Below are 13,050 nucleotides of genomic sequence, written 5' to 3'. Positions count from 1 at the left end.
GAGCCGCTTTGACCACCGGAATCACCGCCCTGCCCCTGCCCGGATGGGAGGACTCCACCGTGGTGGTGGAACCGCCGGGCACCGAGCCGGGCGCCTGGTCCGGCGCCCCCAGCACGGTCCTCGCGGACTCCTACGTCTACCTCGCCTACCGCCTGCGGCTCCCGATCGGCGCGGGCCGCGGGGTCGCCAACGTGGTGGCCCGTTCGGCCGACGGCCTGCACTTCACCGTGGTCGCGGAGATCGGCAAGGACCGCTTCGGCGCCGAGTCGCTGGAGCGGCCCGCCCTGGTCCGTACCCCCGAGGGTAGGTGGCGGCTCTACGTCAGCGCCGCCACCCCGGGCACCAAGCACTGGCGTGTCGACCTGCTCGAGGCCGACACGCCGGAGGGGCTGGCCACCGCGCCCGCCCGCACCGTCCTGGCCGGGGACGAGACCGCCGGCGTCAAGGACCCGGTGCTGCACCACGACGAGCACGGCTGGCACCTGTGGGCGTCGGTCCACCCGCTGGAGAGCTGGGCCGACGCCGACCGGATGACCACCGAGTACGCCACCAGCCCGGACGGCGTGCACTGGACCTGGGTGCGAAACGCGCTGGCCGGCCGGCCGGGGGAGTGGGACGCCCGGGGTGTCCGGGTCTCGTCGGTGGTGGTCGTAGGCGACGAGATCACGGTCGCCTACGACGGGCGTGCCACGGCCGGTGAGAACTGGGAGGAGCGCACCGGGGTGGCCCGCGGCCGGCGCCTGGCGGACGGCACGTTCGGACAGCTCACGGCGGAGGACCGGCCGCCGGTGGGCAGTCCGCACGAGCCGTACGGGCTGCGCTACCTCAGCCTGGTGGCGCTGCCGGACGGGCGGCAGCGGCTCTACTACGAGGCGACCAGGGCGGACGGGGCGCACGACCTGCGTACCGAACTGGCCTGACGCGCGTCGCGCACGGTAATCGTCCGCGGACGGACCGGCACCCCTCGCGGGAGCCGGTCCGGGGCCCTTCGGCTATACGAAGAGTGACGGCCGGCACATTCCTTTCCGTCCCGAAAGCACCCTGCCTCCACATAGGAGGCACTATTTGGGAGCGTTTCCAGGAAACGGTGATTACGGTTTCGTTAACCGTCCCCCAAAATCGTGCTTACGACCATTCGACCGCACTGGGCGGAAGTGGCGTTTGTGCCCGGATAGCCGCGGGTATCCGGCACTCCGAGCGCGCGTGAGCGCCCCACCCCGCTGATCTTGGACGTTCCACCACCGGGATCGGTGGTGGAACGTCCAAGATCAGCGGGGTTCTCCGCTGCGGAGGCGGGAGTGGCGGTAGCCGTACAGGAAGTAGATGATCAGGCCGACGGCCATCCACCCGACGAACCGGATCCAGGTGTCCAGCGGCAGGTCGGCCATCAGGTAGACGGCGAAGGCGATGCCGATCAGCGGCAGCACCGGCACCCACGGGACCCGGTACGGGCGGGGCATGTCCGGCCGGGTCCGGCGTAGCACGATCACGCCGATGTTGACCAGGACGAAGGCGAACAGCGTGCCGATGTTGACCAGCTCGACGATGGTGCGCAGGGGGACGAACGCCGCCAGGAGCGCGATCGACACACCCAGGACGATCGTCAGTCGCGCCGGAGTCCCGTACCTCTGATTGACCGTGGCCAGGCGCCGCGGCAGCAGGCCGTCGCGGCACATGGCGAAGAAGATCCGGGTCTGGCCGTAGAAGATCACCAGGACCACGCTGGTGATCGCGACCACCGCCCCGAGTGCCAGGACGGCGGCCGCCCAGGTCATCCCGGCCCCCTGGTCGAGGGCGGCGGCGAGCGGGGCGTCGCTGGCCGACATCTGCTCGGGCGTGGCGATGCCGATCGCGCCGATCACGGTCAGCACGTAGAAGACGGTGCAGACGACCAGCGACCCGATGATGGCCAGCGGCAGGTCGCGCGCCGGGTTGCGGGCCTCCTCGCTGCCGGTCGACACGGCGTCGAAGCCGATGTACGCGAAGAAGATGATCGCCGCGGCCGAGGTGATCCCGTCGACACCGTGCGGCGCGAACGGGGTGAAGTTGCCGGTCCCGAAGTTCGCGAACGCCACCACGATGAAGAACGTCAGCACCAGCAGCTTGATCACGACCATCACGAGGTTCACCCGGAGGCTCTCGGTGACCCCGCGGACCAGCAGTAACGTGATCGCCAGGACGACCACCACGGCCGGCAGGTTGAAGATCCCGCCGTCCTCCGGCGACGCCGCGATCGCCGTCGGCAGACTCACCCCGAAGGCCGCGTCGAGGAACGCGTTGAGGTTGCCGCCCCAGCCGAGCGCGATCGCCGCCACCGACACCCCGTACTCCAGGATCAGGTCCCAGCCGATGATCCAGGCGACCACCTCGCCCAGGGTGGCGTAGGCGTAGGTGTAGGCGCTGCCGGAGACCGGAATGCTCGACGCCAGCTCGGCGTAGGACAGCGCGGAGAACGCGCACGCCACCGCGGCCAGCACGAACGACAGCACGACGGCCGGGCCGGCGATCCTCGAACCCTCGCCGATGACCACGAAGATGCCGGTGCCGATGATCGCCCCGACGCCCATCGCGGTCAGCTGGCGGACGCTGACCGCCTTCTTGAGCCGGGTCCCCTCCTCGGTGGTGCCGCTGATCAGCGATCCCACATCGCGGATGGCGAACATGCCGTGCCTGGACATGGTCTGCCTCCTCCCCGGCGGCCCCCGCCGCCAGCCACGGTCGTCCAGGGATCGGCACGCCGCAAGGTCAGATTGGCACATCGGACCGCGGACCGGCGCGATGCGCCGAAACCCCCTCCTCCGGTTGCGGAAAACCCCTTTGGCGTACGCGTTGTGCGCCGTGATCGCGGCCTTGCGCGGCAGCCTGCGAGGGCAGCCGCGAGGGCTGTACGGTGGGGGCGAACGGGCAGTTCGCCAGGCTCGGAGGGCACGATGGGCGAGGCCGTCATGACCACGCGGCGACAGGCCGACGGCGCGCTCGTGGTCGAGGTGCGCGGCAGCCTCGACGCGGCCACGGTCGACGGGCTGCGGGGCGTGCTGATGGAGACCCTCCAGCGCGACCGGCCCCGGCTGATGATCGTGGACCTGACGTTCGTCACGTTCATGGACTCGATGGGCATCGGCATGCTGGTCGCCGGCTACGAGGCGGCCCGTGACCTGGGCGCCCGCTTCGTGCTGCGCAACCCGAACGAGTTCGTCCACCGGCAGCTGCGGATCACCGGCCTGACCAGCCTGTTCGGGCTGTCCGCCGAGTCCGTCCAGCCCTACCGGATCTGATCAGCGCGCCACCGGGAAGTGGATCGGACCGCGGATCAGGGTGGACGAGCGGCGCCGGAGCGGGCCGGCCCGGTGCAGGCCGGGCATCCGCTCGGCCAGCCGCCGCAGGGCCACGGTCGCCTCCAGCCGGGCCAGGGGAGCGCCCACGCAGTAGTGGATGCCGCTGGAGAAGGCCAGGTGGTCGGCCTCCGGGACACGGTGGATGTCGAACCGGCCGGCGTCGGCGTACACGTCCGGGTCGCGGCCGGCCGCACCGAGCAGGGTGACCACGAACTGGCCGCGGCGGACCACCTTCCCGGCCACCTCGGTGTCCTCCAGCGCGCACCGGGCGGTCCGCTGCACCGGCGGGTCCCAGCGCAGTGTCTCCTCGATGGCCCGTTCGGCGAGCCCGGCCGGGTCGGCGCAGAGGTCCGCCCACTGGTCCGGATGGTCGAGCAGGGCGCTGACCGCGTTGCCGATCAGGTTGACCGTGGTCTCGAAGCCGGCCACCAGCAGCAGGCGCAGCATCGGCAGCATCTCGGCCGCCTCGACCCGGTCGCCCTCGGCGGCCAGCAGCCGCCCGACCACATCGTCCGGCCCGGTCGCGGCGGGCAGGTCGCGGCGGGTGGCGATGAGCCGGGTGAAGACGCCCTCCAGTTCGCGGCTGGCCTCGATGAGCCGGGCCGCGTGCCGCAGCGAGCGGATGCCGTCCAGGGCGCTGCCGAAGGTGGCGCCGTGCTCGGCGAAGCGGCTCGCGTCGGCGTCCGGCACGCCCAGCAGGTCGGTGATCACCGCGATCGGCAGGGGCGCGGAGAACGCGCTGACCAGGTCGAAGGTCTCCGCGGCGGAGGCCTCCTCGAGGAGCTTGTCGACGGTCTGCTCGACCTGTGGGAGGAAACCGGCGATCTGCCGCGGGCTGAACGAGGGCTGGGCCAGGCGGCGCAGCCGGGTGTGGTCCGGCGGGTTGCGGTCCAGGAAGGACATGTCCACCTGGGTGCCGGGTGGGGGCGTGCCGACGTTCTCGGCGGCGCGCACCCCGAACCGGCGGTCCCGCAGCACCGTGTCGCACACCCGGTGGCTCGGGGTCACGTAGTTGCCGAGGCGGGTGGGCACCAGGTCGCCCTCGGCGCGGAGGCCGTCATAGATCGCGTACGGGTCGCGGCGGCCGGGCGCCAGGTGCAGCCGGGACATCGGGTCGCCCCGCAGGTAGCCGTGGTAGGCGACGGACAGCCGGTTCGCGTACAGGGTGGTGGCGAAACGCAGGGCCCGCACGGTGCCCTCCTCCCGAAGGTGCCTGTCCGGCAGCCTAGGGGAGGAGGGCAAACCGGGCGCTCAGCAGTCTTCGGCGACGTAGCCGATCAGGTGGGCGAGCGCCGCGTTCCAGTTGACGGTGAGCTCGTTGGTGGACCAGGACTGGATGTCGTCGATGTAGCAGAACTGGCCGGTGCAGCCCTTGAGCAGGTTCTGCGCGACCGGGTCCTGGATCGACGAGTTGGGCCCGCCGGCCAGGGTGCCGGCCGGCGGGTGCGGCAGCGACGGGTCGAGCTGCGCGGCGTACCAGCGGCTGTGCTGGTTGTTCGCGTTGACCTCGCCGTAGCCGGTGACGTAGGAGATGTTCAGGGCGTTGCGGCCGAACAGGTAGTCCAGGCCGGTCAGCAGCCCGTCCCGGTACCGCTCCCTACCGGTGATCCGGTGGGCCGCGCCGATCACCACCAGGTTGTTGGCGATGATGCTGCTGGAGCCCCAGTCCCAGACGTTGTTCGTGGGCGCGTAGCCGACGCCGTACGGGTGCTGCCTCTGCACCGCGAGGTATTCCTCGGCGCCGTTGACGACCTGGGCCTTAACCGCGGACAGGCCGGGCAGCCGGTTCGGGGTGAGGGCGAGATCCATCTTGGCGGCGGCCGCGGTGACCGCCCAGTCGAACGCCACCGGGCCGAACACGTCGGCGGCGTGCTCCGGCGACGCCAGGACGTCGGTCGCGTACCTCTTCTCGCCGGTGGTCAGGTACAGCTCGGCGGCCGCCCAGTAGAACTCGTCGGTCACCTTGTCGTCGTTGTAGGGGCCGCCGCCGGTGCCGTCGGACGCGGGGGCGTACCGGGCCGGGTCGGCCTTGGCGGCGTCGTAGGCGGTGCGCGCGGCAGCGAGCGCCCGGGCCGCGAAGGCCGCGTCGAACGGCTTGTAGAGGCGGGCCGCCTGGGCGGCGGTGGCGGCCACGTTCAGGGTCGCCGCGGTGGAGACCGGGTGCAGCTCACGGGGCTGCGGGTCGAGGCTCGGCAGCAGCGGCAGGCCGGTCCACGCCTGGTCGTGGATCTTGTGGTGGACCAGGCCGGCGTCCGGCTTCCCGGCCGGTACCTGCATGCTGAGCAGGAACTCCAGCTCCCAGCGGGCCTCGTCGAGGATGTCCGGGACGCGGTTCCCGCTCTCCGGGATGGTCAGGTTCACCTTGCGGGAGCCCTTGTTGTGCTCGTACTCGGAGAGCAGCTCCCAGACCGAGATGCCGCCGTTGACGACGTACTTGCCGTGGTCGCCGGCGTCGTACCAGCCGCCGCGCACGTCCAGCGTGTAGTCGCAGACGCCGGGCTGGCAGGGCACCGCGCCGTCACCCTGGTTCGGGGCGACGCCGACGTGGCCGGCCGGGCGGGCGTACCCCGGTCGCAGGTCGTCACGGATCTCGATGCCGGAGCGCTGGGTGTAGTACAACTTGAGCGCGTCGGTGCGCAGCTGGTCGTACGCCCCGGGTTTGATGTCGAAGGGCCGTGAGGTCTCGCCGTCGGCGGTGAGGGTGAGCCCGGTGGCGTTCTTCCGGAATTTCCCGAAGTCGATGGTGTGCACGTTCTGCCCGGAGGACACGTCGGTGCCGCGCGGGGTCGTGGTTCCGCGGGCGACGACGGCGCCGGCGCCGGTGCGCAGTTCCCAGGGCAGCGCGGTCGTCGAGGACGTGACCAGGGTGGCGCCCTTCGGGCCGTCCGGCAGGTAGGCGACCTGGTTGACCCGCACCCGCGGCCCGGTGTCCGGCTCGTAGACCTCCGGCGGCACGCCGCCGACCAGCGAGACGTCGTCCACACAGAACCGCCACGGGTCCGGGCTGCCGCCGACCTGGAAGGCGACCTGGCCCTGCGCGGTGCTGGTGCTCGCGGTGAACGTGTACTCGTAGTGGGTGAGGCCGCCGAGGACCGGTGACTGCTCGAAGTAGGTGTCGTAGGGGCTGACCGACAGGCCGGTGATGGCCCGGACCACGTGGCCGGCCGGGTCGCCGGAGGCGTCGAAGCTGAACCGGTACGTCTCCCCGGCGACCAGATCGATGTCGTTCTGCCCGATCGCGGCGTCCCAGCGGTTGGTGGTGCCGCCCGGGACGTTGACGCAGGCCCGGCCGTCGACCAGCTCGATGGTCATGCCGCCGTTGGCCCAGAACGGGTCGGTGCCGTTGTCGAAACCGCCGTTGACGACCTGTTCGACTTCTTCGGCCCAGGCCGGCGCCGCGGCTCCGGCGATGACGAGTGCGGTGACGGTGGCTATCTTGAGGGAGCGCTCCCATAGATGCATGGACACATATTGGTTGCGTTCGTGTTACGGCGTCAACGCCCCTGGTCACGGATCCATGCGTCGATCAGTCCACCGAAGTGGGCCAGGAACTTCTCGTGCTCGTGCACCGGGTACATGGCGCGGACGGTCTCGCGGAGCAGCGACCGGAACTCGTCGGAGTCGACCCAGTCGTACACGATCCCGTCGATGGTGCCGAGGTGCTTGTTGCAGAATTCCTGATATTTCTCTATTTCGAAGTAGTCATCCGCAATCTTGCGGTAAGACGACAGCTTTTCGTGGTAGGTCAGGTCCGGATCGTCCGCGATCGCGAAGTAGTCGGCCGTGTTCATGTCGATCCGCGGCCGGCGACCGGTCACCACGCAGAAGACCGTCCACCGCACCAGCGCCGTCATGGCCCACGGGAAGTAGTAGTGCAGCGAGGTCAGCGACACGTCCGGGCAGGCGTTCGCGTAGTCGATCGGGTGCACGTCGCCGCCGCGCACCAGCGACTCGCAACTGTTGAACTCCCACCGGAAGAACGCGTTGATCAGCCGGGAGATCGTCACCACCTCGTCGCCGGCGGGCGCCGACAGGAAGTCGTGGTCCACCTCGTAGCGGGCGTGCATCGGCTGCTCCGGGTGGAACCTCATCACCATCGTCTCCGGGCCGATGCTCAGGCTCCGGGCGAAGACGTCGTAGCCCTCCACCGAGGCCTGCAGGTGCATGAGCCGCTCGCCGGACGCGTCGTACGCCGAGTGCAGCTCCTCGTGATCACGGATCTTGGACACCCCGACCCAGGCGCCCCCGTCGTACGGCTTCATCCACAGTGGGTAACCGATCCCGGCCGCCGTCGCCTCCAGGTCGAACGGCCGGTTGTAGCGGGCCGCCGTGTAGGCCCACCGGGAGTTCTCCAGGGGGTTCTTGTACGGCACCAGGACCGTCTCCGGCACCTTCAGCCCGAGCCGCATCATCGCGCAGTAGGCCGCGTGCTTCTCCATCGACTGGAAGGTGAACGGGCTGTTCAGCAGGTAGACGCCGTCCATCAGCGCGATCTTCTTGAGCCACTCCCGGGGGTGGTAGTACCAGTACGCCAGACGGTCGATGACCAGGTCGTGCCGTGGCCTGTCGCGCAGGTTGAACGGCTCGATCGTGACGCGTACCGGCCGGGCCCGGTGGGTGCGCCCGTCCGCCGCGGTGACCAGCCCGAGCCGGCGCATCAGCGACTCGTAGGCGCGTGGCCAGTCGTCCTCGGTGCCCAGCAGCATTCCGATGGTGTGCTCGACGTCGGCCACGTCGTGTCCCTTCTTCTCAGGTCAGTCCGGCCACACCCGTCCCAGGAGACCGGTCAGGTGCGGGTGCAGGGCGTCACGCCATCCGGTCCACGTATGCGCGTCCGGATTCTCCGCAAACGCCACTGGATACCCCTGTTTTTGCATGAAATCCGCCATGTCCCGGTTGTTGGCCAGATTCTCCTCGGCGGCGCCGCAGGTCAGCGTCACCGGAACAGCCGGGCCGGTGGACGCGGCACGCATCCGCCCGGTGAACCGGACCACCCGCCCCCATCTCGGGAAACCGGACTCCTGCCGGTCGTGCCGGGGCTGGAAATAGCTGCCCGACTGCAGGAACAGGCCCGCGAAACCATCCGGATGCGCGCGCTGGGCGTGCAGCATCGCCAGCGCGCCGAGACTCACCCCGGCGCCCAGGACCGGGCCGGCGTCGAGGGCGGCCCGGATCCGCGGCAGGACCCGGCAGCCGAGCAGCGCGGCATAGCCGGGATCGGCGGAGAACCACTCCTCCCGCCGTCGCACCGGCAACAGCACCAGGTGAAAGGGCGCCGGAGAGGTCGCCGCGAACCGGCCCAGCGCACCCAGCCGGTCGTAGTCGGCGCCGTCGTGCGCCACCAGCACCCGCCCGGCCGCACGCTCGGCTGGCTTGTCCGGCGACCACACCCGCGCCGCTCCCAGGACCGGAAGCCGCAACCGCCGCCACACCCCGGGCATCACCGGCGCGGTCAGCCATTCCGGCTCGGTGTAGCCGGGGCAGCGCAGCTCCAGCGGACCCTCCTCGCTGCGGGTGCCGTCCGCGTGGACCAGCTCCAACCGGTACTCCAGCCGCCACAGCGGCGGCCGCTCCCGGCACAGCTCCCAGGTCTTCAGCTCGGGACGATAGGCCAGATCGGCGCGGAACGCCGAGGAGAGCACCCGCACCCCCGCCAGCCGCCGCCCTGAGTCGCGATAGCGGAACCGCAGCAGGGCGCCGTCACACCACGCCCCGCCGGCACCCTCCATGAACGCACACTAGCGCCGCGTGACGTCACCCGCTCGGCGTTGCTCACGGTGATCGGTGGTCCCGCTCTTCCGGCCCCTTTCCGGTACGGGCTACGCCGCCCCCATCGCATCAGGGCCGTTCCGCCGCGCCACGCGATGTCGCTGCCCACTCCGGCCTGTGCCGCGCCCGCCGGGCGCAGATCGGTGGCCGGGCCACGGCGGCCCTAGAGTCGGGGCATGCGGATGCGGATCGAGGGGGACGACCTGCCCGGGCGGTCCGGCGCCCCGCAGGCCGGGGCGCTGCGGCTCGGCGGCGTGGAGGTCGGGGTGCAGCGGCGTACGGAGGTCGTGGATCGGGTGCCGGTGCATGCCGACCGTGCCGTCTGGGAGCTGGACGTCGACACCCGCGACATGGGCGAGGGCCTCGTCGACGTGGGCGGGCCGTGGGTGCACGGCCGGCCGGGGGCCCGTTTCCTCTACCTGAGCTGGGGCGCCACCGGGGACGGCTCGTTCGCGATGTTCCGCCGGGCGAAGCTGATGTTCGGCGACATCCCCGGCGACCTGCTGCATGCCGCCCTCTCCGGAGACCGGGTCCTGGTCGGGCGTCTCGGCCTGACCGGCCGTGACGGCGGTCCGCTCTGCGCCCGCGTCCGCCCGCCGGACATCGCCTGGACCGTGGAGTGACGCTGGTTACGCCGGGCGTGCCGGGGTCTCCGGGATCGTGGAGTGACGCTGGTTTGGCCGGGCGTGCCGGGGTCTCCGGGATCGTGGAGTGACGCTGGTTTGGCCGGGCGTGCCGGGGTCTCCGGGATCGTGGAGTGACGCTGGTTTGGCCGGGCGTGCCGGGGTCTCCGGGATCGTGGAGTGACGCTGGTTACGCCGGGCGTGCCGGGGGCGTCTCCGGGGCCCGGAAGTGTCAGAGGGGCGGCCTAGAGTCGGCGGCATGAGCGAGGTGGTCCGCGCGGGCGCGGCCGGGGTTCGGGTCCTGCACGGGCTCCTCCGGCCGGATGGGGCGCTGGCCCTCTGGGGTGAGGACGGCACGGCCGCCGGTCACGGCGCCGCCGGGCGCGGGGCCGCGCCGGAGCATCCGTTCGCGGTGCCCACCGCCGAGCTGCCGGCCGGCGACGACGGCACGGCCACGGTGGTGCTGCCCTCGACCGGCGCCGGGCCGCTGGCCTCGCCGCATCTCGGGCTGCCACCGCGCCGGGGCACGCCCCGGCCCCGGCAGTGGCGGGTGCCGGTGGCGGTGGTGCCGTTCCTCGACGTCGATCTGGTGGCCGAGTTCGAGGGCCGGGCCGCGTCCTCGGTGGAGTGGCTGGTCGAGCTGTGCGGGTTCGCGGCGAGCCTGGTCCGGCGCGGGCGGGTGCTCCCGGTCGTCCGGATCGAGGGCCCACGCCCCTCGGCCCGCTGGCAGCCGGTGCTGTCCGGCGCCGACGCGGTCCGCCGCTCCGCGCTGCTCAACCGCATGCCACCGGCCTGCCGTGCCGAGCGGCCGGAGACCGGCGGCGACCCCTTCACGGTGGCGCTGGAGCGGCTGGTGGACGGGCTCGTGCGGACCAGGCTGGCCGAGGCCGGGGTCACCCTGGCCGACTACGGTTGGCTCGCCGCGCTGACCGGGGAGCCGGAGTTCGACGCCACCCCGGCGCTCGCCGACGAGCTGGCCGGGCGGCTCGGCGCCTGGTTCGAGCAGGCCGCGCGCGGCGCCGAGGTGCGGGTCTGCTTCCGGCTGAGCGATCCCCGCGAGCACGAGCCGGTGATGCCCGACGAGGTGCCGCTGCCGGAGGACACGTGGCGTCTCGAGTTCCTGCTCCAGGCGGTCGACGAGCCGAGCGTGCTGGTGCCGGCCGCCCAGGTCTGGCGGGACCGCTCGGCCCCGCTGCGCCGCTGGACCTCCCACCCGCAGGAGCGGCTGCTCGCCGGCCTGGGCCGGGCCGCCCGGCTCTACCCCGACCTGGCCGGGGCGCTGCGCGGTGTCCACCCGGGGGAGATGCTGCTCGACACCGAGGGCGCCCACCGCTTCCTGAGCCACGCCGCGGTGCTGGAGGAGGCGGGTTACGGCATCCTGCTGCCCGCCTGGTGGCGCCGCCGGCCGAGCCTCGGGCTGTCACTGGAGGTGCGCGGCCGCGACCCGGTCTCGCAGGTGCTGCGCGACCGTGCGGTCGGGCTGCGGGAGCTGGTCGACTACCGCTGGGGCCTGGCGCTCGGCGGCCGCACCCTCACCGAGGACGACCTGGCCGACCTGGCGAAGGCGAAGGTGCCGCTGGTCCGGCTCCGCGGCCGGTGGGTGTTCCTGGACCCGGAGCGGCTGGCCGCCGGGCTGGCGTTCCTGAAACGGGGCGGCGGGCGGATGACCGCGGGCGACGCGCTGCGGGTGATGCGCCTGCTGCCGCCCGAAGAGCTGCCGCTGCCGGTGACCGACGCGCGCGGCGAGGGCTGGCTGGCCGACCTGCTCACCGGCCGGCTCGACCAGCGCCTCGAGGTGCTGGATCCGCCGGACGGTCTGGTGGGGACGCTCCGGCCGTACCAGGTGCGCGGTTTCTCCTGGCTGGCGTTCCTCGACTCGCTGGGGCTGGGCGCCTGCCTGGCCGACGACATGGGCCTCGGCAAGACCGTGCAGCTGCTGGCGCTGCTGCTGCACCACCGGGCGGGGCCGGCACTGCTGATCTGCCCGCTGTCGGTGCTGGGCAACTGGCAGCGCGAGGCGGCCCGGTTCGCGCCCGGTCTGCGGGTGCGGGTGCTGCACGGTGCCGACCGGGAGGACCCGGCCGTCCTGGCCGCCGGGGCCGACATCGTGCTCACCACCTATGCCACCGCCGTCCGTGACGCCGACGCGCTGGCCGCCGTCTCGTGGGACCGGGTGGTGCTCGACGAGGCGCAGCACATCAAGAACAGCGGGGGAGCGACGGCCCGCGCGGTGCGCCGGTTCCCGGCCCGCAACCGGATCGCGCTGACCGGCACCCCGGTGGAGAACCGGCTGGCCGAGCTCTGGTCGATTCTCGACTTCGCCAATCCGGGCCTGCTGGCGTCGGCGCACACGTTCCGGGCCCGGTTCGCGGTCCCCATCGAACGCTACGCGGACGAGGACGCCGCGGCCCGCCTGCGCCAGGCCACCCGGCCGTTCCTGCTCCGGCGGACCAAGGCCGACCACGGCATCGCCGCCGAACTGCCCGCCAAACGGCACGTCCGGCACCTCTGCGGCATGACCACCGAGCAGGTCAGCCTCTACCGCGCGGTCCTCGACGACCTGCTGGAGCGGCTCGCCGAGCCGGGCGAGAAGTGGCGCAAGGGCCTGGTGCTGGCCGCCATGACGAAACTCAAACAGGCGTGTGTGCACCCGGCGCTGCTGCTCAAGGACAACTCGCCGCTGGCCGGCCGCTCCGGCAAGGTCGACCGGCTGGAGGAGATCGTCGACCACGCGCTCGGCGCCGGCGAGAGCCTGCTGTGCTTCACCCAGTTCGCCCGGTTCGGCGCGATGCTCACCCCGCACCTGGCGGCCCGGTTCGGGGTGCCGGTGCGATACCTGCACGGCGGCACGCCACGGGCCACCCGGGACGCCATGGTCGCCGAGTTCCAGCGGGCCGACCGGCCGGGGGTGTTCGTGCTGTCGCTGAAGGCGGGCGGCACCGGGCTCAACCTGACCGCCGCAAACCACGTGGTGCATGTGGACCGTTGGTGGAACCCGGCGACCGAGACCCAGGCGTCCGACCGCGCGTTCCGCATCGGTCAGCGGCGTGACGTCCATGTGCACACGCTGGTCTGCCTCGGCACCCTGGAGGAACGGATCGACCGCGTGCTGGCCGACAAGGGAGTCCTGGCCGAGCGCGTGGTCGGTGCCGGCGAGGGCTGGTTGAGCTCGCTCTCCACTCAGGACCTGCGCGACCTGTTCGCCCTGACCCCGGAGGCGATCGTTGACTGAGCCGCTCGCCACTCAGGATCTGCGGGACCTGGTCGCCTCGGTCTTGGGGCGATCGTTGACCGGTCTCAGGTGTGGCTCGCTCGCCACTCAG

Annotated in this window: 9 protein-coding genes; 4 read left to right on the top strand and 5 right to left on the bottom strand. The window is 72.1% G+C overall.

All coding sequences use genetic code 11. The features are described 5' to 3' along the window. Nucleotides 1-8 precede the first annotated feature (8 nt). Complete coding sequence (locus BJ964_RS42570; protein WP_188125952.1) at nucleotides 9-920, top strand: glycoside hydrolase family protein; 912 nt, start codon at nucleotides 9-11, stop codon at nucleotides 918-920. 348 nt (nucleotides 921-1,268) lie between these two features. Here BJ964_RS42570 and BJ964_RS42565 read toward each other — a convergent pair whose 3' ends face one another. Then, nucleotides 1,269-2,678 (bottom strand): amino acid permease, encoded by a 1,410-nt coding sequence (locus tag BJ964_RS42565; protein WP_188125951.1) that lies wholly within the window; start codon nucleotides 2,676-2,678, stop codon nucleotides 1,269-1,271. Between the two features lie 267 nt (nucleotides 2,679-2,945). Between BJ964_RS42565 and BJ964_RS42560 the strand changes: the two genes are divergently transcribed. Continuing rightward, a complete protein-coding gene (locus BJ964_RS42560) occupies nucleotides 2,946-3,275 on the top strand; it encodes an STAS domain-containing protein (RefSeq protein WP_229806738.1) in 330 nt (109 codons plus the stop codon). Here the strand turns inward: BJ964_RS42560 and BJ964_RS42555 are convergent, their stop codons facing one another. From BJ964_RS42555 to BJ964_RS42540, 4 genes are read right to left on the bottom strand one after another with little or no spacing between them, the layout of a single operon-like run. Then, on the bottom strand, nucleotides 3,276-4,526 hold the full coding sequence (locus BJ964_RS42555) for a cytochrome P450 (RefSeq protein WP_188125949.1): 1,251 nt from the start codon (nucleotides 4,524-4,526) through the stop codon (nucleotides 3,276-3,278). A gap of 60 nt (nucleotides 4,527-4,586) precedes the next feature. Beyond that, nucleotides 4,587-6,797, bottom strand: a complete 2,211-nt coding sequence (locus BJ964_RS42550; protein WP_188125948.1) for a glycoside hydrolase family 9 protein — start codon at nucleotides 6,795-6,797, stop codon at nucleotides 4,587-4,589. Between the two features lie 32 nt (nucleotides 6,798-6,829). Beyond that, the gene (locus BJ964_RS42545) at nucleotides 6,830-8,068 is read right to left on the bottom strand and encodes an ATP-grasp domain-containing protein (RefSeq protein WP_188125947.1); all 1,239 of its coding nucleotides are present in this window, start codon (nucleotides 8,066-8,068) and stop codon (nucleotides 6,830-6,832) included. 21 nt (nucleotides 8,069-8,089) lie between these two features. Continuing rightward, nucleotides 8,090-9,064, bottom strand: a complete 975-nt coding sequence (locus BJ964_RS42540) for an alpha/beta hydrolase (RefSeq protein ID WP_188125946.1) — start codon at nucleotides 9,062-9,064, stop codon at nucleotides 8,090-8,092. Between the two features lie 216 nt (nucleotides 9,065-9,280). Between BJ964_RS42540 and BJ964_RS42535 the strand changes: the two genes are divergently transcribed. Together BJ964_RS42535 and BJ964_RS42530 are read left to right on the top strand one after the other, a co-directional pair. Further along, a complete protein-coding gene (locus tag BJ964_RS42535) occupies nucleotides 9,281-9,727 on the top strand; it encodes a DUF5990 family protein (protein ID WP_188125945.1) in 447 nt (148 codons plus the stop codon). Nucleotides 9,728-9,986: 259 nt separating this feature from the next. Beyond that, nucleotides 9,987-12,959 carry a DEAD/DEAH box helicase gene (locus BJ964_RS42530; RefSeq protein ID WP_188125944.1) on the top strand — a complete coding sequence of 991 codons (2,973 nt, stop codon included), beginning with the start codon at nucleotides 9,987-9,989 and terminating at the stop codon, nucleotides 12,957-12,959. Nucleotides 12,960-13,050 lie beyond the last annotated feature (91 nt).

Origin of the sequence: Actinoplanes lobatus (assembly GCF_014205215.1) — a bacterium.
Lineage (GTDB): Bacteria > Actinomycetota > Actinomycetes > Mycobacteriales > Micromonosporaceae > Actinoplanes > Actinoplanes lobatus.
Note: the sequence above shows the minus strand (reverse complement) of the source record. Positions and strands in the feature narration are given on the sequence as shown.